Origin of the sequence: Luteimonas sp. FCS-9, assembly GCF_001014645.1 — a bacterium.
Classification (GTDB): Bacteria; Pseudomonadota; Gammaproteobacteria; order Xanthomonadales; family Xanthomonadaceae; genus Luteimonas.
This window is the reverse complement of sequence record NZ_LASZ01000004.1, coordinates 61005-77957: the sequence shown is the minus strand read 5'-3', so window position 1 is coordinate 77957 and position 16953 is coordinate 61005. Positions and strand designations below refer to the sequence as shown.

The following is a 16953-nucleotide window of genomic DNA, read 5'->3' as shown; positions in this document are numbered from 1 at the left end:
AAGGCGCCGGCCTTCCTCGTGCCCCTCTGTCCTTTTGCCTGAGAGTTCGGGGGGTGACGCGTCCCCATGCACCTTCGGCGCCGGATCGAACCGGTCTCTCCAGAGTTTTCCCGCCGGCAGTACGTGGGCCTGAGCGATTACGGGCGTTGCGCCTTCGGCAGCGGGCGGACCCGCTTCTCCCACCGGTTGGTTGCAGCGCGCCGATTATACCGCCCCCGCGCGGCCGGCCGGGCCGGGCCGTGACGCGGGCTCCATGGCCGGGCGGCGATGCTCGTCCGTCCCGCTTTCGCGCCGCCCGTCCATGCCCGAAGACCCGCCCCCGTGCACGCTCGTCCAGCTCTTCCTGCCGCTGCGCGGCGCCGACGGCCACCCGTGGCCACGCACGTTGTTCGACGGGGTGCGCGACGAACTGACCACGCGCTTCGGCGGCGCCACCGCGTTCCTGCGCGCGCCGGCCGCCGGCGCCTGGGAGGATCCGGGTGGCGAGGTGCAGCGCGACGAGGTGGTGCTGGTCGAGGTCATGACCGACGGGCTCGATCGCGCCTGGTGGGCGGACTACCGCGCCTCGCTGGAGACGCGCTTCGCGCAGCAGGCGGTGCTGATCCGCGCGATGGCGGTCGAGCGGCTCTAGCGCCTGCGGTCGCCCGTGTCCGGGTCCGCGGTGGCGTCGCGGACCCCCGGGATCGGCGTGGCGTCCGGGAAATGCGCGCGCAGTGCGTCGACCCCCGCCTGCGGTCGCGCATCGGTGCGCAGGTCCTCGCGCGCCCGGCGCCGCTGCGCACTGTCGATGCCGGTGCGCTGGTCGCGCGCCGCAACGAGCGCCGGATCGACCTCGCCGTCGCGGTTGAACGACCACGCCAGCGTCGCGGGGCCGAGCGGCAGCGCATCGCCGGCCGCGATGCCGTGGCGCGAATGCCAGGTGTGCCAGGTCTTGCCGTAGCTGTTGATCTTCTGGCGCATCAGCGCGCGCTCGGCGACCTCGGGCAGGCCCGGCGCGACCAGCTGCCCGGACAGGATCTCGCCGTTGTGCGGGTGCCAGTACGCGCGTTCGTCCTCGGGCAGCTGCGCGAACAATCGCTCGGACACGATGTACTCGATGCCGGTGAGGTTGGCCTCGACGGTGTCGCCGTCGAACAGCGCGCACTGCGCGAAGTCCTCATTGACCTGGCGGCAGTAGTGGTGGGCCTCCATCTGCATCGTCGGGTCGTCCTTCATCGGATGGAAGCCGACGATGTGGATGTCCATGTCGCGCAGCGGCGCGGTGCCCTGCAGCGCGCGGGCACCGGCCTCGAGCGTGCGCGTGGCGGCCGTTCCCGATGCACCCGGCGGGTCGACGGCCGGCGCGGTGGGGGCGGTGCCGCCGCAGGCGGCGAGGGCGGCGCCCAGGAGCGCGGCGGCGAGGGAGCGGGACAAGAATGGCATGGCCCGCACCGTGGAGCGCCGCGCGTGCACGAACGGTCGACGCGGCGTAGCGATCGCTCGCCGGCCCTGCAGCGATCGCGCTGCGCCGCGGCAACGCACCGGACTGCGGCCCGGGGAACGCTGCGTCCGTCCCGGCGTGCATGGACGCGTTGCTATGCTGCGCAGCCCCCGCACCGAGCCCAGCGCATGCGTCCATGTCCCAACGGGGCCGGTCGACGATGACCGTGACCCCGCCACCGCAGGTCCCGATCCGCCTGCTGACCCTGCTGCTCGCCGGCCTGGCGATGTTCGGGCCGTTCTCGATCGACACGATCTTCCCGGCGTTCCCCGCGATCGGCGCGGACCTGGGCGCGGATGCGGTCGCGATGCAGCAGACGATCTCGGTGTATCTCGTGGCCTACGCGCTGATGAGCGTGGTGCACGGGCCGCTGTCGGACGCGCTCGGGCGGCGGCGGGTGATCCTGGGCGGGCTGGCGGTGTTCGTGGTCGCGTCGGTCGGCTGCGCGCTGTCGACCAGCCTCGGCACGCTGCTGGCGTTCCGCGCGCTGCAGGGCCTGTCGGCCGGCGTGGGCCTGATCGTCGGGCGCGCGGTGATCCGCGACGTGCTGCACGGCGACGACGCGCAGCGATTGATGAGCCAGGTGTCGATGATCTTCGGCATCGCGCCGGCGATCGCGCCGGTGATCGGCGGCTGGCTGCTGGGCTGGGGACGCTGGCCGCTGATCTTCTGGTTCCTGGTCGCGTTCTCGCTGGTGCTGCTGGCGGTGTGCTGGGTGCGCTTGCCGGAGACCCATCCGCCGGCGGCGCGCATCTCGCTCGCGCCCGGGCGCCTGCTGCGCGGCTATGCGGCGATCGTCGCCAACCGGCGGTTCCAGCGGCTCGCCGCGGCGGGCGCGTTCAACTTCTCGGCGCTGTTCCTGTACATCGCCTCGACGCCGGTGTTCGTCGTCGACGTGCTGCGCCTCAACGAGCGCCAGTTCGGCTGGTTCTTCGTCCCGATGATCACCGGCATGATGCTCGGCGCCTGGCTCTCGGGTCGGGCGGCGGGGCGGATCAGCGGCCCGCGGTTGGCGAACATCGGCTTTGCGTGCAGCGGCGTGGCGATGGCCGCCAACCTCGGCTACAACCTGCTGGTGGACCAGCCCGAGGTGCCGTGGGCGGTGCTGCCGATGATGCTCAACTCGTTCGGCATTGCGCTGGTGTTCCCGATCCTCACGCTCGCCGTGCTGGACATGTACCCGCGCCAGCGCGGATCGGCGTCGTCGCTGCAGGCCTTCGTCGGCCTGGTGCTCAATGCGGTCGCGGCCGGCGTGCTCTCGCCACTGGTCAGCCATCATCCGCGCGCGCTTGCGCTGACCTCGGCCGGCTTCATGCTGGTCGGCTGGCTGTTCTGGCGCGCCGAGCTGGCGCGCGGCGCGCCGCCCCCGACCCCCGCGCGCGATGCCGCGCCGGTGGCCCCGACCGATCCGCTGTAGCCGCCGCTCGGAGGCGTTGCCGTGGGGGCGATGAATGGTCTTTACCCGAGCTAGCGAGTCCTGCTTCTGCTTGCTCGATCAGGGCGTTCTTCTTCGGAACGTGCGTCGCGCCGGCCGGGGACTGCTCCCCGGCTCGGTCAGCCCGCTCCGCGGTCCGGCCCGGCGAAGCACGCCGGGCGTTCGTGCGGGCTGCGCGGCATGCCGCGCGAGCAGCCCACACTCACCCATGGCTGACTCGCCGCCGCGAGCCATCCATGGCCCGCTATCGCAATCCCCGGCCAGCACGACGCACCGAGGCCGACAACGCGCGACTTCTTCTGGCGGGTGACTCTGTGTCCACCCGAAGTCGGGATGCAAACGGCTGTGGCAGCGGACTGACAGCCGGTGGCCGCGTCGAGCGCGCCATGGGTGAACCCGCTCTGCCTGCGCGGCATGCCGCGCGAGCGGGCGAACGCCCGGCGCGCTGCGCCGGGCCGGACGCGGAGCGGGCGCGCGCCCGAGTCAAGGCAGGGTGAGCATGGATGGCGTGCGCGGCACTGCCGCGCATCCATGCGAACGCCACGCGCGCTTCGCGTGGCCGGACCGCGAAGCGGCCTTGACCGAGGGGGGAGCGCCTTCCGGCTGGCAGGCTGCTGTCTGTCCGAAGACAGCTCCCATCCCGCAGTTGTAACGAGTCGGCCTGGAAAGGCCGCGGTGCTTCAAAGGCCGCTCAGCCCTTTGCAGGCGTCGCGGCCGGAGCAGGGGACTGCGCCGAGGCCGGTGCGCTCCAGCCGCAGCTGCGGCCTTCGTTCTGCTGCTCGAGCCAGGTCTGCAGGGGTGCGAAGTACTCGAGCACCGGCGCGGCGTCCATCGTCTCGCCCCCGGTCAGCGCCTTGAGCGTCTGCTGCCACGGCTGGCTGTTGCCCTTCTCGAGCATCGCCCAGAACTTCTCGCCGGCCGCCTTGTTGCCGTAGAAGCTGCACTCGTACAGCGGGCCGGTGTGCCCGGACGCGTCGCACAGCGCCTTGTAGAACTGGAACTGCAGTACGTGGGAGAGGAAGTAGCGCGTGTAGGGCGTGTTGCCCGGCACGTGGTACTTGGCGCCGGCGTCGAAGAACTCCTCGCCGCGCGGTGTCGCCGGGGCCACGCCCTGGTACTGCGCCTTGAGCGACCACCACGCGGCGTTGTAGTTGTCCGGCGTGATCGAGCCGTCGAACACGCCCCAGCGCCAACGGTCGATCATCAGCCCGAACGGCAGGAACGACACCTTCGCCAGCGCCATGCGCATCTGCGAATTGACCAGCGATTCCTGCGACTGCTGCTGTTCGCCGACCAGGCCGATCGACTGCAGGTACTTGGGCGTCATCGCCAACACGATGGTGTCGCCGATCGCCTCGTGGAAGCCGTCGTGCGCGCCGGTCTGGAACAGCGGCGGACGACCGTTGTAGGCGAGGTAGTAGTAGACGTGCCCGAGCTCGTGGTAGATCGTCGTGAAGTCTTCCTCGTTGGGCTTGGTGCACATCTTGGTGCGCACGTCCGGCTGGCCGTTGATGTGCGCGCCCATGTCCCAGGCGCTGGCATGGCAGACCACGTCGCGGTCGCGCGGCTTCACGAACTGCGTCCTGGTCCAGAAGCTCTCGGGCAGCTTGGGCATGCCGAGCGAGACGTAGAAGTCCTGCGCGCGCTCGTTCATGCGCTTGGCGTTCTCGACCTGCGCGGCGTGCGCGATGTCGGCGCGGCGATCCGAATCGATCAGCGCGTTCTCCTTGACCATCCGCTCGTTGAGCAGCGCCTGGTAGTTCTTCTCCAGCGCGCCGGTGATGTCGAGGTCCCCGGCGTTCGGGTACGGCTGCAGCACGTCCCACAGGTTGCCCCAGTCCTGTTGCCACATGTTGCCCATCAGGTGCGCGGGCAGCAGGCCGCCGTCGACCGTGCCGCGGCCGGGATAGCGTGCTTCCAGCCGGCCGCGCGCGTAGCAGTGCAGTTGCTCGTAGAGCGGCTTGACCTGGCCCCACAGCCGGTCGGTCTCGGCGGCGAGCTCGGCCGGCGGCATGTCGTAGCCCGAACGCCAGGCCTCGCCGGCGTCGGCGAAGCCGAGGTCGCGCGCGCCCTCGTTGACCAGCTCGACGAAGCGCGTGTAGTCGGGGCGCATCGGCTGGGCGATCGTGTGCCAGCCCTGCCAGGCGTCGGGCTGCGCGTCGTAGTCGCGGCTGCTGCGCAGCACGTCCTCGAGCTGGCCGAGCTGGCGGCAGCGGCGGGCCTCGCCTTCGCCGGTGCAGTACTGGCCGGCGCCGTAGGTGCCTTCCATCTTCGACGCCAGTGCGGTGAGCTCGGCCAGGTGCGCGGGATCGCGCGGCGGCGGCATCGACGCGCCGAGCTTGAGCAGGTTGATGGCGCGCGCGGTCTCGGGCGACATCTCCTTGCCCTCGAACCGGCGCGCCTGCTCGATCCAGGTGTTGAGCTGGGCCAGGTAGCGCTCGTTGTACTTGGCGGCCAGCAGCTGGCTGTCGTCGTTGATGTAGGTCGCCGACAGCCACTGCGAGGCGGTCAGTTCCGGCATCAGCGTGCGCATCTCCTCGTTGACGCGCGCGATGAACTGGTCGGCCGTCTCGTCGGCGGGCGCGGTGGACGCGGCCGGCGCGGTCGCGTCGGGCGAGGGCGAACGGTTGCAGCCGGCGAGCGTCAGGCTCGCGGCGACCGCGAGGGCGAGCAGGGCATGGCGATGGGTCACGACGGCGTCCGGTGTGCAAGGGAACCGGGAGGCTAGTGCGGCGGTTGCGACGCCGCAAGTGACGATGCGCGCGCGATGCGCCGCGTCGCACGCATCCGACCGTGCCGATGCGGCGCGTCGATGCCCGCCGTCAGCCGGCCGCGGGCACCGGCAGCAGGCCGCGCGCGACCAGCCAGGCGCGCGCATCGTCGGCGTCGCGCTCGAACCAGGCGCGCGCCGAGCCCAGGCGGAAGGTGTACCCCCAGGCGTCCATGTCGGCCATCAGCCGCGCGCTGCCGACGCCGGGCAGCGCGTCGGCGAGCACGATCTGGAGGTAGCAGGTCGCGTCCTCCTCCTCGACCGAGTCGGTGGCGTCGGTGTGCACGGCGGCGCGGCGCTCGGGCGGCAGCACGATCAGGTGGCAGGCCTCGTGCAGCAGCGAATGCACCGGGGTGTCGTCGCGCGCATGCACGTCGGTGCCGATGATGCCGGCTTCGCTGTCGCCCCAGTAGCTGCCGGGAATCGGCTGGCCGGGGGCGACGCGATGCGGCCGCAGCCCGTAACGCGCGAGCAGGGCGGTGGCCGGTTCGAAGCCGACGTCGGCCACGCGCAGCACCGACGCGGACGCGTCGTGCGGCGCGTCCGCGGCGGGCGATGCCGGTGCGCCGGGGAGCGGGGGCACGTCGGCTCAGGCCGGCGTGATGCGCTCGTCGGGCAGCGCGACCGAGATGTCGAGCACGTCGTGCTCGCCCTCCTTGACCAGGTCGACCTTGACCGCCTCGACGTCGATGCTGACGTACTTGCGGATCACCTCGAGCAGCTCGCGCTGCAGCAGCGGCAGGTAGTCGGGCGCGTCGCGGTTGGTGCGTTCCTGGGCGACGATGATGCGCAGGCGGTCCTTGGCGATCGTCGCGGTGTTCTTCTTGGGCTTGAGAAAATCGAACAGGGCCATCGTCAACCTCCGAACAGCTTGCTGAAGAAGCCCTTCTTCTCCGTGGTGGTGAAGCGCAGCGGGCGCTCCTGGCCGAGCAGGCGCGCGACCGCGTCGTCGTAGGCCTGGCCGGCGGTCGACTGGGCGTCGAGGATCACCGGCTCGCCCTTGTTGGACGCGTTGAGCACGTCGCCCGATTCGGGGATCACGCCGATGGTCTTCAGGCCCAGCACCTCCTCGACGTCGGCGATCGAGAGCATCTCGCCGCTTTCCACGCGCGACGGGCTGTAGCGGGTCAGCAGCAGGTGTTCCTGCACGCGCTCGCCCTGTTCGGCGCGCCGGGTCTTGGACTGCAGCAGGCCGATGACGCGGTCGGAGTCGCGCACCGAGGAGACCTCGGGGTTGACCACGACGATCGCGCGGTCGGCGAAGTACATCGCCAGGAACGCGCCCTTCTCGATGCCGGCCGGCGAGTCGCAGACGATGAAGTCGAAGCCGTCGTCGGCCAGTTCCTTGAGCACGCGCTCCACGCCGTCCTTGGTCAGCGCGTCCTTGTCGCGCGTCTGCGAGGCGGCGAGCACGTAGAGGTTGTCGAAGCGCTTGTCCTTGATCAGCGCCTGCTTGAGCGAGGCCTCGCCCTGGACGACGTTGACCAGGTCGTACACCACGCGGCGCTCGCAGCCCATGATCAGGTCGAGGTTGCGCAGGCCGACGTCGAAGTCGACGACCGCGGTGCGCTTGCCCTGCCGGGCCAGCCCGCTGGCGATGCTGGCGCTGGTGGTGGTCTTGCCGACGCCACCCTTGCCCGAAGTGACCACGATGATTTCAGCCAAAACACGTCTCCTGGGGTGTGCCGCCGTCACTCGAGTGCGGCGATCTTCAGTTCTTCATGCTCCAGCCAGACCTGGACGGCCTTGCCGTGGAGTTCTCTTGGGATATCTTCCAGCACCTTGTACTGCCCCGCCACGGCGACGAGCTCGGCGTGGAAGCTGCGGCAGAAGATGCGGGCGTTGCGGTTGCCCTGGGCGCCGGCCAGCGCGCGTCCGCGCAGCGGGCCGTAGATGTGGATCGAGCCGTCGGCGATGACCTCGGCGCCGGCGCCGACCTGCGACATCACCGTCAGGTCGCGGTTCTTGGCGTAGAGCTGCTGGCCCGAGCGCACCGCCGAGGTCTGCATCAGGCCCGGTTCGGGCGCGGCCGCGGCGGGTGCGGGCGGTGCGGCGGCCGGCGGCGGCGCGGCACGGGTGGGCGCCGCGGCAGACGGCGGCACGGCGTCGGCGCTCTCGTACTGGGCGCGAAACTTCGACAGCAGCGGCAGGCCCAGCGCCTGCGCCAGCACGGCGTTGTCGCTGCTGCCCCAGGCCAGCGCGACCGGCAGCGCGCCGGCGTCGCGCAGCGCATCGATCAGCGCCTGCGCGGTCGCCGGGTCCGGGCTCGCGGGCAGGCCGCCGAAGTCCAGGATCACCGCCGCCCGCTCGAACAGCTTGGGCGCGCGCGTCACGCGGCTGCGCATCTCCTCGCCCAGGCGGGCGACGTCGAGGGTGCGGATGCGCAGGTTGGCGATGCCGACCTGGCCGATCTTCAGTTCGCCGGCGGGCTCGAAATCGGTCGCCGGGGCGGGGGCGGGCTGGCCGGCCATCAGGCGCGGGCCCCGGCACTGCCATCGGTGGGCACCCGTGGGCGCCCGAGCCACGGCGCATCGGGCAGCCGGCCGCCGTAGGTGTCGCGCACCCACGGATAGCTGCACATGTCCTTGACCAGCATCGAGGCGCGCAGGTCGGTGCCGGGCATGACGTGCTGGCCGACCTCGCGGAAGCCGAAGCCGCCGTGGAACAGCCGCACCGGATCGTTGTCGTGCTCGACGAAGACCTCGCAGGTCAGCAGCGGGTAGCGGACCTCGGCGTAGCTCTGCACGTCGGCATAGAACGCCCGGCCGACGCCGCCGCCGCGTCGGCGGCTGGCGACCACGATGCGGTCGATGTAGAAGAATTCGGGGTAGTGCGCGCCGAACCAGGCGTAGTTGCTGCTGTCGTGGCCGCTGCCCGAGCCGAAGCCGATCAGGAAGCCAACCATCGCCTCGTCGCGCTCGGCGACGCGGAAGTATTCGGCGGTGTCGTGCAGGCGACGGAGGCGGGCCGCGTCCAGCGGCAGGATCGACGGGCCGGCGGCGTTGTTGAGTTCGAGGATGGAATCCAGCTCGTGCTCGCGCACGTCGCGGACGACGATCGACATTCCAGACTCCATTGAGACGGCAGACACACGAATCGACGGCATGCGGCAGCTTCCGCCGCTGTGCGTCGCAAGCGCGGATTATTGCATGCCCGTCGCGGGCGGGCGAGGCGGTGCGCGGGTGCGGGCATGACTTCAGGCCCGCGGCGCCAGGCCCCGCGCGCGTCTACCATGGGCCATGATGCGCACCCTGAACCACAACCGCCTGCTGCGCGTCGCCGGCCTGTTCACCTGGGCGGTGATCGGGCTGCCGCTGCTGATGCTGTCGCTGGCGCCGGCGGACCAGCTCGCCGAGGGCGGTGCCCGCGTGGTGCTCGACAGTTGGCGCTCATGGCTGGCCTGGGCGGTGTTCGGCACCAGCTACGCCTGGCTGACGCGCGGCCTGGGCGAGCGCCGGATCGGCCTGTTCGACCGGCTGTTGGTGCTGGTGCTGGCCGGCAGCGCGATTGCGATCAGCTACTACAGCCAGAGCGGCCTGGGCAGCATCCTGCTGATGGTCGTCGCCTGCGTGTTGCCCTGGCTGCTGCCGCTGTGGGTCGGGGTCGCGCTGCTGGTGGCCTGCGAGTTCGTGATCGTGCCGGTCTACGTGCGCGGGTTCGACTTCACCCTGGCCGAGGCGGTGCTGCAGGCGGCGCTGTACGTGGGCTTCACCGGCTTCGCGTTCGTCACCGGGCTGGTCGCGCGGCAGCAGGCGCAGGCCCGCGAGGAGCAGCGCCGCCTCAATGCCGAACTGCGCGCCACGCGCGCGCTGCTGGCCGAGAGCGTGCGCGTCAACGAGCGCACGCGCATCTCGCGCGAGCTGCACGATCTGCTGGGCCACCACCTGACCGCGCTGAGCCTGAACCTGGAGATCGCCAGCCACCTGGCGAGCGGCCAGGCCCAGGAACACGTGGGGCAGGCGCAGACGCTGGCCAAGCTGCTGCTCAGCGACGTGCGCGAGGCGGTCAGCCAGCTGCGTGACGACGACGCGATCGACATGCGCGCCACGCTGCTGCCGCTGGCCGAGAACGTGCCGAGCCTGCGCATCGACATGCAGATGCCGCAGCAGTTCCTGGTCGACGATCCCGAGCGCGCGCACGTGCTGCTGCGCTGCACCCAGGAGATCATCACCAATGCCGTGCGCCACTCGGGCGCGGGCCTGCTGCGCCTGCGCTACGTCCAGGACGCCGGGGCGATCCGCCTCGACGCGCGTGACGACGGCCGCGGCGCCGACGGCGCGCGCGCCGGCAACGGCCTGACCGGCATGCGCGAGCGGCTGGCGGCCTACGGCGGCGGCCTGCAGGTCGAGACCGCGCCGGGCAGCGGCTTCGTGCTGCGCCTGGAACTGCCGCTGGCGGACGATGCCCGCCTGCGCGATGCTGCACCCCGCACCGTCGCGTCCCCGCCGCCGTGAGTCCGCATCCGATGGGAGGCCCCATGATCCGAGTCTGCCTGGTCGACGACCAGACCCTAGTCCGCCAGGGCATCCGCTCGCTGCTCGCGCTCGACGGCGGCATCGAGGTCGTCGGCGAGGCCGCCGACGGCCGGCAGGCGGTCGATCTGATCCCCGGTCTCAAGCCCGACGTGGTGCTGATGGACATGCGCATGCCGGCGATGTCCGGGCTCGATGCGCTGCAGTCGCTGGCCCGCGCCGATGCGCTGCCCCCGACGATCATCCTGACGACCTTCGACGACGACCAGCTCGTGCTGGCGGGGCTCAAGGCGGGCGCCAAGGGCTACCTGCTCAAGGACGTCTCGCTCGAGCAGTTGGTCGGCGCGATCCGCACGGTCGCCGACGGCGGATCGCTGGTGCAGCCGGCGGTGACCCAGCGCCTGCTGACCGGCCTGGAGCAGATGCGCAACGAGTTCGTCAGCCTCGACCGGCCCGACCCGCTGACCGACCGCGAGACCGAGATCCTGCGCCTGATGGCCGGCGGCTTCTCCAACAAGGAGATCGCCAACTCGCTGGGCGTGGCCGAGGGCACGATCAAGAACCACGTGTCCAACATCCTGTCCAAGCTCGGCGTGCGCGATCGCACCCGGGCCGTGCTCAAGGCCTTCGAGCTGCAGCTGGTCTGATCGACAGGATGGCCGGCCCGCCGCAGCGCGGCGGGCGTTCGTCCACCCGCGAGGCGATGCCTCGCAGGCCGGGCGTCCTCACCCTGTCCAAGCTCGGCGTGCGCGATCGCACCCGGGCCGTGCTCAAGGCCTTCGAGCTGCAGTTGGTCTGATCGACAGGATGGCCGGCCCGCCGCAGCGCGGCGGGCGTTCGTCCGCCCGCGAGGCGATGCCTCGCAGGCGGCCGTCCTCACCCTGTGCAGGCCTGACGTGCGCGACCGCACGGCCGTCCCGCCCGCCGCATGACGACACCGGTGTCGCCGGCGGCCGTGGGGCGGGACGGGCGGCGCGCCAGACGCGATGCGACGGGGCGATCGCGCACGCGAATCGGACGACAAGTCAGGCTCGCCCGCAGTCACACAATCTTGCTACGATTGCCGGTCTGTGCCGCCTCAGGCCGGAATTGGTCCTGGAGAACCCTGAATGACCCGTCTGCTCGAACTGCTGATCTCTTGCGTCATCGTCGCCGTGCTGTTCCTGGTGGTGGCCGTGCTGCTTCCGTCCAGCCGCACGTTGACCGAATCTGTCGAGACCAACCGTCGGCAGTCGATCGTGTTCGACACGATCAACAGCGTCCGTCGCTTCAAGGACTGGTCGCCGATCCCCCGTTACGACCCCGCCGTCCAGCTCAAGGTTTCCGGCCCGGATGCCGGCGTCGGCGCCCGCGTCGACTACACCTCCCAGGACGAGCGCGTCGGCCAGGGCCACTGGGAGATCACCGAGTCCGAGCCGGACACCCGCGTGGTCTACGCGCTGGAGAACCCGCAGCGCGGCGACAACAAGAAGATGACCTTCTCGCTGAAGCCGACCGGCCGTAACAACCGCAACATCGAGATCACCCAGACCTACAACGTCGACTATGGCTGGGACCTGCTGGGCCGCTTCGCCGGCCTGTACGTGAGCCGCAACGTCGGCGACGACATGAAGCTGGGCCTGGGCCAGATGGGCAACCTGCTCGCCGCCGTGCCCAACGTCGACTACCGCGTCGAGGGCAGCTCGCTGTCCGACCTGGCCGCCGTCGACCGTCCGGCCGAGAACCTGCTGGTGGTCAGCGCCGGCGCGGTGGAGCGCAACAACCAGGTCATCCAGGACTCGATGAAGGCGAACCTGGAGTGGATCAACCGCACGATCGCCGCCAACGACCTCGAGGCCGCCGGCCCGCTGCGCATCATCACCACCGAGCTCGGTCGCGAGACCTACACGTTCGACATCGCACTGCCGGTCCGCGTCAAGGGTACCGGTCCGGCCGCGCCGGCCGCTGCCGAGGGTGAGGGCGAAGGCGAGGGCGACGCTGCCGAGCAGACCGCAGCCGCTCCGGTCGAAGCGCCTGCGACCGATGCCGCCGAGCTGTCGGATCTCGAGCTGCTGGGCCCGGTGAAGTACGTGCACCAGCCGCGCGGCCGCGTCGCCAAGGCCAACTACAAGGGCTTCATGGCCGAGCTCGACAACGTCCGCAACGCGGTCCGCGCCTGGGCGCTGACGCAGGGCTACGAGGTCACCGACCGTCCCTACGAGGCCTACCGCAACGGTATCGAGTCGGCGTTCACCGAGAACGGCGAGTTCGAGGTCTTCTGGACGCTGCGCCAGCAGCCGTAACGGTCGCCTTCGTACATCGACGAGACCCGACGCACGCCGCATCCCCTGGATGCGGCGTGTTGCGTTGGGGAGCCGGCGCCGCGACGGCGCGCAGGACAGGGGAAGCGGTGATGCGCAGGAATGAGGGCAATGCCTCGGGACTGGCGGCGGCGGGTGCGCTGCTCGCCGGGGTCGCGGTCGCGCTGGCGGCCTACGCCAGCCACGGGGTCGAGGGCGATGCGCGGCCGGCGCTGCAGTCGGCGGCAGTGTTCGCGTTCGGGCACGGCGTCGCACTGGCCGCGCTCGCGCGCGGCGTGCGCGATCCGCTGGCCAAGCTGGCGCTGCTCGCGCTGCTGGCCGGGACGCTGCTGTTTTCAGGAGCGGTCGTCTCGCGCCACCTGCTGGGCGGACCGTCGACGTTCGCCCCCTGGGGCGGCGGGCTGACGATGCTCGGCTGGCTGCTCTACGCGGTCTCGGCGCTGCGTACGCCGCGGCGCTGACGGCCGCATCCCGCGCGCACGGCGCCCGGTGCGCCGGCGCTGCGCGCGCTCAGCGGTGGCGCCAGTGCCATGGCTCGTAGACGATGCCGTGGGGATTGTCGCGCGGGTAGCTCATCGAGAAACCGTGGTCGCCGGCGTGGCGCGCCAGCCACGCGAATGCCGGCGTCGCCTCGAACGAGGCCTCGGCGCTGGGCTCGCCGGGCGTGCCGATGTCGAGCGCGCTGCCCGCGTGGTGCTCGCTGTAGCCGGGCGCGGCATTGACCGCGAGGATGGCGTCCACGGCAAGGCCGCGGGCGCGCTTGCGCTCGAAGATGCCCAACTGGTAGTCGTGGCTGCGGTAGCCGGAGATCGCCTCGAGCGCGACGCCGTCGCGCAGCGCCGCATCGCGCATCCGCGCCCAGGCGCGCGCCGCGCGGGCCTCGAGCCACAGCGGGCGGCGGTAGCGGTCGACGCCGGCGAACGCCAGCCATGCCGGCTCGGGCACCAGGGGCAGCCCGGTGCGGGCGGCGTAGTCGTGCGCATCGATGCCCAGGCCGTCGAGCCGCGTCTGCAGCCGCGCGACCGGCAGCGTGTCCGGCGCCGCCGACGGCGGGCCCGACGGCATCGTCTCGAGCAGACCCAGTGCCTCGTCCACGCCGGGCGTGCGGCGCCAGCCGGGCAGCAGCGGCATCAGGCCCTCGGGCAGCAGCGCGGCGAGATAGCGGCCGTCGCGTTTGCGGCGCAGTACACGCTGCGCGCGCGCCAGCACGCGGGCGTCGCGATTGGCGCGGGCGCGCAGCAGCGCGGCCGGCCACAGCTCGATGTCCGGCGTGTTGATCAGGATGGCGGAGGCGGGGCGGGGCATCGGCGCAGCTTAGCGACCGGCGGCCGGCCGCGCACGGCCGACTGCGACGGTCAAAGGACCGTCTGCGGCGTCAGCAGCGGCATCAGCACGTGCAGCACCAGATCGGCGGCGAAGTGCGCCACGATCGCCATCTCCAGTCCGCGCTTCCAGTACAGCCAGCCGAAGGCGATGCCGGCGATCGCGTTGAGCAGCACCGTCCGCGCCACGACGCCGGCATCGAGGTCCCACACCGCCGCGGCCGCGGGCAGGTGGCCGGCGCCGAACAGCAGCGCCGCGCCCAGGATCGCGAGCCACGCGGCGGCCGGCGGCAGCGTGCCGTCGAAGCCGCGGGCGCGTCGCAGCAGCCACGTCGCGGCCCAGGCCAGCAGTGTCATCAGGAACAGCCGCAACTGCAGTTCCTCGACGATGCCGCCGTAGAACGAGGCGAGCAGCCCGTAAAGCGCGCTGCGCGCGCCGTCGACGTCCTGCATCGCGACCTTGGCCGGCGGCAGCAGCAGCGGATCGAGCAGTGCCGACAGCGCCAGCACCGCCACCGCGGCGGCGGCGCCGAGCCCGGCCGCGCGCCACGGATGCAGCGGCGCCGGTCGTGCCGCGCCGTGGCGGTTGAGCCAGCGTTGCAGCAACGGGCTGCCCAGACCGACCCGATGGCCCATGCGCAGGCCGGCCCACGCCAGCAGCGTCGCGAGCACGAACATCTGCATCGCCTGGATCGCGATCAGCGCCGGCAGCGGGACCGGCGACGACGCGACGCGGCCGGGCGCGAGCTGCATCAGGTACGGGAACACGGCGACGGTGGACAGCGCGGCCGCGGCGGCCAGCGCCACCGCCACCCGCAGGTCCTGGCGCACGCGCGGCGCGGGAGCGGCGCTCATGCGCGGCGCTTGAGGAACAGCAGCACCGGCTGCCAGGGCGCCGTCTGCACGACGTCGACGAGCTCCCAGCCCTGCTGCCCCAGCGTCTGCAGCTCGGCCTCGACGACACCGGCCTTGAGGCCGAACATGCCCGGTTTGATCTCCTGCACCTTGTAGTGCCAGCGCTCAGTCATCGGATGCTCCTGCGGATGTGGATGGGGTCGGATCGGCGTCGGGTGCAGTGGGCGGCGGCAGCCGGCCCGCACGGCGCAACGCGTCGCGCAGGACATATTCGATCTGCGCATTGGCGCTGCGCAGTTCGTCGTCGGCCCAGCGCTGCACCGCCGCGAGGATCGCGGCGTCGATGCGCAGCGGATAGGCCTTGCGGGCGCTCACCCGCGCCCGCCGCGCGCCCGCCGCCTGCTGCTCGCGACGACGTAGACGAACGCCGCCGCCAGGCCGTTGACCGCGAGCACCATGACCACGACCAGGATCGACAGCCGGCGCTCGTCGTCGCCCCACGACGCGATGCCGGCAGCGGTGGCCAGCGTGGCGAGGCCGACCATGCGCATCAGCCGCGCCAGCCGGCTGTCGAGCAGTGCCTTGTCGCGCACCGTCATGCCGCTGCCGCCCGCCAGCGGCAGCCGGCCGTCGCCGAGCCAGCGCGCGAACACGAATGCCGGCAGCGCGAACACCGCGAACACCAGCGCCATGACGTGATGGGACGCCATCAGTACAGCGAGCCGGTGTTGACCACCGGCTGCGTGCCGCGGTCGGCGCACAGCACGACCAGCAGGTTGCTGACCATCGCTGCGCGCCGCTCCTCGTCGAGCTGGACCACGCCGCTCTTCTGCAGCTCGGACAACGCCATTTCCACCATGCCGACCGCGCCGGCGACGATCCGCGTGCGCGCCGCGATCACCGCGTTGGCCTGCTGCCGCTGCAGCATCGCCTGCGCGATCTCCGGCGCGTACGCCAGGTGGCTGATGCGTGCCTCGAGCACGTCCACGCCGGCCGCGGCCAGGCGCTCGTCGAGGTGCTCCTTGAGCCGGTCGGAGATCTCCGCCGGGTGGCTGCGCAGCGAGATCTGCCCGTCCTCGTGCTGGTCGTAGGGGTAGCTGGTGGCCATCGCGCGCAGCGCGGCCTCCGACTGGATGTGCACGAAGCTCTCGTAGTTGTCGACGTTGAACACCGCCTCGGCAGAATCGACCACCCGCCAGACGATGACCGCCGCGATCTCGATCGGGCTGCCGTCGAGCTCGTTGACCTTCAGCCGTCCGCTCTCGAAGTTGCGCACGCGCAAGGACACCTTCTTCTTCGTCAGGAACGGGTTGTTCCAGCGCAGCCCGTTCTCCTTGGCCGTGCCGACGTAGCGGCCGAACAAACTCAGCACCGCGGCCTGGTTGGGCTCGACCATGTACAGGCCGACCGCCGAGAACGCGACCAGCAACGCGACGACGACCGCCAGCACCGGCAGCGCGCCGCCAGTGGTCAGCATCAGCCATGCGCACACGGCGATCGCGGCCAGCTGCAGCAGTACGACCGGGATGCCGGGGAACGATCGGATCGGATTCTCTTTCATGGGCCATCTCCCTGGAGTTCGCCAAGTGATATCTTCGTGATATCAGTCTGTCAAGCGCAATCACGCGCACCTGCCGACCGCCCGGGCACCCTACGGGCGACCCGCGACCCACTGGAGCCTGCATGAGCCGCCCCCGCCATTTCTCGATGCTGCGCGATTTCCACCTCGCCGACTGGTTCACGCTCGCCAACGCCTTCTGCGGCACCGGCGCGGTGTTCGCGGCGATGCGGTTCCTGCAGGACGGCGGCGTACGCGACCTGCTGACCGGCATGGCGCTGATCCCGCTGGCGTTCGTGTTCGACGCGCTCGACGGGCGCATCGCGCGCTGGCGCAAGGTCGCCTCCACGCTCGGGCGCGAGCTCGACTCGCTGGCCGACGTGATCTCGTTCGGACTGGCGCCGGCGGCGCTGGCCTACGCCTGCGGCATGCAGGGTGGCTGGGACTGGATCGTGCTGAGCTTCTTCGTCGGTTGCGGCGTCAGCCGCCTGGCGCGCTACAACGTCACCGCCGAGACGCTGGCCGACGGCGGCGACAAGGTGAAGTTCTTCGAGGGCACGCCGATCCCGACCAGCCTGCTGCTGGTCGTGGTGCTCGCGGTCGCCGCCTGGCAGGGCCGGATCGGCGACGCCCTGTGGCTCGGCGAGCTGCACCTGGGCCCGTGGCAGCTGCATCCGCTGGTGCTGATGTTCGCGCTGTCGGGCTCGCTGATGATCAGCAAGACGCTGCGCATTCCCAAGCCCTGAGCGGTCCGAAGCGTC

At 71.5% G+C, this 16953-nt stretch carries 20 protein-coding genes, 1 pseudogene and 1 riboswitch; of the genes and pseudogenes, 8 read left to right on the top strand and 13 right to left on the bottom strand.

The annotated features are described in order from the left end of the window. Positions 1 to 16: 16 nt before the first annotated feature. Positions 17 to 113: riboswitch (glycine riboswitch) on the bottom strand. A 188-nt stretch (positions 114 to 301) separates the two neighbouring features. Next, entirely contained in the window at positions 302 to 631 is a 330-nt protein-coding gene (locus WQ56_RS05120; protein ID WP_047136022.1) for a hypothetical protein, read from the top strand. Here the strand turns inward: WQ56_RS05120 and WQ56_RS05115 are convergent. Further along, positions 628 to 1422 carry an OBAP family protein gene (locus WQ56_RS05115; RefSeq protein ID WP_047136021.1) on the bottom strand — a complete coding sequence of 265 codons (795 nt, stop codon included), beginning with the start codon at positions 1420 to 1422 and terminating at the stop codon, positions 628 to 630. The two genes, WQ56_RS05120 and WQ56_RS05115, sit on opposite strands and share 4 nt — an antisense overlap. Positions 1423 to 1640: 218 nt before the next feature. Here WQ56_RS05115 and WQ56_RS05110 point away from each other — a divergent pair, with 218 nt between their 5' ends. Beyond that, positions 1641 to 2897, top strand: coding sequence for a multidrug effflux MFS transporter (locus tag WQ56_RS05110; protein WP_047136020.1), 1257 nt, complete (start codon positions 1641 to 1643; stop codon positions 2895 to 2897). Between the two features lie 709 nt (positions 2898 to 3606). On the opposite strand, the gene WQ56_RS05105 is transcribed toward WQ56_RS05110, so the two are convergent. From WQ56_RS05105 to WQ56_RS05080, 6 genes are all read right to left on the bottom strand, one after another. Then, positions 3607 to 5607: a M2 family metallopeptidase gene (locus tag WQ56_RS05105; RefSeq protein ID WP_047136019.1), complete on the bottom strand. Its 2001-nt coding sequence runs from the start codon at positions 5605 to 5607 to the stop codon at positions 3607 to 3609. A gap of 130 nt (positions 5608 to 5737) precedes the next feature. Beyond that, positions 5738 to 6268, bottom strand: coding sequence for a hypothetical protein (locus tag WQ56_RS05100; protein WP_047136018.1), 531 nt, complete (start codon positions 6266 to 6268; stop codon positions 5738 to 5740). 6 nt (positions 6269 to 6274) lie between these two features. Next, positions 6275 to 6538, bottom strand: coding sequence for a cell division topological specificity factor MinE (gene minE, locus WQ56_RS05095; RefSeq protein WP_047136017.1), 264 nt, complete (start codon positions 6536 to 6538; stop codon positions 6275 to 6277). 2 nt (positions 6539 to 6540) lie between these two features. Then, positions 6541 to 7350, bottom strand: a complete 810-nt coding sequence (gene minD, locus WQ56_RS05090; RefSeq protein ID WP_047136016.1) for a septum site-determining protein MinD — start codon at positions 7348 to 7350, stop codon at positions 6541 to 6543. 26 nt (positions 7351 to 7376) lie between these two features. Then, positions 7377 to 8156, bottom strand: a complete 780-nt coding sequence (minC, locus tag WQ56_RS05085; RefSeq protein ID WP_047136015.1) for a septum site-determining protein MinC — start codon at positions 8154 to 8156, stop codon at positions 7377 to 7379. Beyond that, positions 8156 to 8749: a GNAT family N-acetyltransferase gene (locus WQ56_RS05080; RefSeq protein ID WP_047136014.1), complete on the bottom strand. Its 594-nt coding sequence runs from the start codon at positions 8747 to 8749 to the stop codon at positions 8156 to 8158. Before WQ56_RS05080 ends, minC begins: the two co-directional genes overlap by 1 nt. 175 nt (positions 8750 to 8924) lie before the next feature. On the opposite strand from WQ56_RS05080, the gene WQ56_RS05075 reads away from it, so the two are divergent. The 5 genes and pseudogenes from WQ56_RS05075 (at position 8925) to WQ56_RS05055 (ending at position 12918) form a co-directional block, all read left to right on the top strand. Continuing rightward, complete coding sequence (locus WQ56_RS05075) at positions 8925 to 10139, top strand: sensor histidine kinase (protein WP_047136013.1); 1215 nt, start codon at positions 8925 to 8927, stop codon at positions 10137 to 10139. A 23-nt stretch (positions 10140 to 10162) separates the two neighbouring features. After that, complete coding sequence (locus WQ56_RS05070) at positions 10163 to 10804, top strand: response regulator transcription factor (protein ID WP_047136012.1); 642 nt, start codon at positions 10163 to 10165, stop codon at positions 10802 to 10804. Between the two features lie 83 nt (positions 10805 to 10887). Next, positions 10888 to 10956, top strand: a pseudogene (locus tag WQ56_RS19240) (DNA-binding response regulator); the annotation flags it as partial. A 310-nt stretch (positions 10957 to 11266) separates the two neighbouring features. After that, the gene (locus WQ56_RS05060; protein ID WP_047136010.1) at positions 11267 to 12439 is read left to right on the top strand and encodes an SRPBCC family protein; all 1173 of its coding nucleotides are present in this window, start codon (positions 11267 to 11269) and stop codon (positions 12437 to 12439) included. A gap of 110 nt (positions 12440 to 12549) precedes the next feature. Further along, positions 12550 to 12918 carry a DUF423 domain-containing protein gene (locus WQ56_RS05055; protein WP_047136009.1) on the top strand — a complete coding sequence of 123 codons (369 nt, stop codon included), beginning with the start codon at positions 12550 to 12552 and terminating at the stop codon, positions 12916 to 12918. A gap of 49 nt (positions 12919 to 12967) precedes the next feature. On the opposite strand, the gene WQ56_RS05050 is transcribed toward WQ56_RS05055, so the two are convergent. From WQ56_RS05050 to WQ56_RS05030, 6 genes are read right to left on the bottom strand one after another with little or no spacing between them, the layout of a single operon-like run. Beyond that, positions 12968 to 13762 (bottom strand): M15 family metallopeptidase, encoded by a 795-nt coding sequence (locus WQ56_RS05050; protein WP_047136008.1) that lies wholly within the window; start codon positions 13760 to 13762, stop codon positions 12968 to 12970. A 50-nt stretch (positions 13763 to 13812) separates the two neighbouring features. Beyond that, positions 13813 to 14634 (bottom strand): CPBP family intramembrane glutamic endopeptidase, encoded by an 822-nt coding sequence (locus tag WQ56_RS05045; RefSeq protein WP_052772853.1) that lies wholly within the window; start codon positions 14632 to 14634, stop codon positions 13813 to 13815. Continuing rightward, positions 14631 to 14807: a DUF4177 domain-containing protein gene (locus tag WQ56_RS18535; RefSeq protein WP_156170357.1), complete on the bottom strand. Its 177-nt coding sequence runs from the start codon at positions 14805 to 14807 to the stop codon at positions 14631 to 14633. Before WQ56_RS18535 ends, WQ56_RS05045 begins: the two co-directional genes overlap by 4 nt. Further along, positions 14800 to 15009, bottom strand: coding sequence for a hypothetical protein (locus WQ56_RS05040; protein ID WP_047136007.1), 210 nt, complete (start codon positions 15007 to 15009; stop codon positions 14800 to 14802). The genes WQ56_RS18535 and WQ56_RS05040 overlap by 8 nt, the downstream gene beginning before the upstream one ends. Then, the gene (locus WQ56_RS05035) at positions 15006 to 15344 is read right to left on the bottom strand and encodes a hypothetical protein (RefSeq protein ID WP_156170355.1); all 339 of its coding nucleotides are present in this window, start codon (positions 15342 to 15344) and stop codon (positions 15006 to 15008) included. The genes WQ56_RS05040 and WQ56_RS05035 overlap by 4 nt, the downstream gene beginning before the upstream one ends. Next, on the bottom strand, positions 15344 to 16195 hold the full coding sequence (locus WQ56_RS05030; protein WP_047136005.1) for an SPFH domain-containing protein: 852 nt from the start codon (positions 16193 to 16195) through the stop codon (positions 15344 to 15346). The genes WQ56_RS05035 and WQ56_RS05030 overlap by 1 nt, the downstream gene beginning before the upstream one ends. Positions 16196 to 16317: 122 nt before the next feature. Here WQ56_RS05030 and WQ56_RS05025 point away from each other — a divergent pair, with 122 nt between their 5' ends. Then, on the top strand, positions 16318 to 16938 hold the full coding sequence (locus WQ56_RS05025; protein ID WP_047136004.1) for a CDP-alcohol phosphatidyltransferase family protein: 621 nt from the start codon (positions 16318 to 16320) through the stop codon (positions 16936 to 16938). The last annotated feature ends 15 nt before the right edge of the window (positions 16939 to 16953 follow it).

Coding starts and splice junctions, on each gene's coding strand:
- WQ56_RS05045 (WP_052772853.1), bottom strand. CDS start 14,634: ATGAGCGCCGCTCCCGCGCCGCGCGTGCGCCAGGACCTGCGGGTGGCG.
- WQ56_RS05050 (WP_047136008.1), bottom strand. CDS start 13,762: ATGCCCCGCCCCGCCTCCGCCATCCTGATCAACACGCCGGACATCGAG.
- WQ56_RS05055 (WP_047136009.1), top strand. CDS start 12,550: ATGCGCAGGAATGAGGGCAATGCCTCGGGACTGGCGGCGGCGGGTGCG.
- minC (WP_047136015.1), bottom strand. CDS start 8,156: ATGGCCGGCCAGCCCGCCCCCGCCCCGGCGACCGATTTCGAGCCCGCC.
- WQ56_RS05070 (WP_047136012.1), top strand. CDS start 10,163: ATGATCCGAGTCTGCCTGGTCGACGACCAGACCCTAGTCCGCCAGGGC.
- WQ56_RS05025 (WP_047136004.1), top strand. CDS start 16,318: ATGAGCCGCCCCCGCCATTTCTCGATGCTGCGCGATTTCCACCTCGCC.
- WQ56_RS05035 (WP_156170355.1), bottom strand. CDS start 15,344: ATGGCGTCCCATCACGTCATGGCGCTGGTGTTCGCGGTGTTCGCGCTG.
- minE (WP_047136017.1), bottom strand. CDS start 6,538: ATGGCCCTGTTCGATTTTCTCAAGCCCAAGAAGAACACCGCGACGATC.
- WQ56_RS05115 (WP_047136021.1), bottom strand. CDS start 1,422: ATGCCATTCTTGTCCCGCTCCCTCGCCGCCGCGCTCCTGGGCGCCGCC.
- WQ56_RS05075 (WP_047136013.1), top strand. CDS start 8,925: ATGATGCGCACCCTGAACCACAACCGCCTGCTGCGCGTCGCCGGCCTG.
- WQ56_RS05120 (WP_047136022.1), top strand. CDS start 302: ATGCCCGAAGACCCGCCCCCGTGCACGCTCGTCCAGCTCTTCCTGCCG.
- WQ56_RS05110 (WP_047136020.1), top strand. CDS start 1,641: ATGACCGTGACCCCGCCACCGCAGGTCCCGATCCGCCTGCTGACCCTG.
- WQ56_RS18535 (WP_156170357.1), bottom strand. CDS start 14,807: ATGACTGAGCGCTGGCACTACAAGGTGCAGGAGATCAAACCGGGCATG.
- WQ56_RS05030 (WP_047136005.1), bottom strand. CDS start 16,195: ATGAAAGAGAATCCGATCCGATCGTTCCCCGGCATCCCGGTCGTACTG.
- WQ56_RS05060 (WP_047136010.1), top strand. CDS start 11,267: ATGACCCGTCTGCTCGAACTGCTGATCTCTTGCGTCATCGTCGCCGTG.
- WQ56_RS05080 (WP_047136014.1), bottom strand. CDS start 8,749: ATGTCGATCGTCGTCCGCGACGTGCGCGAGCACGAGCTGGATTCCATC.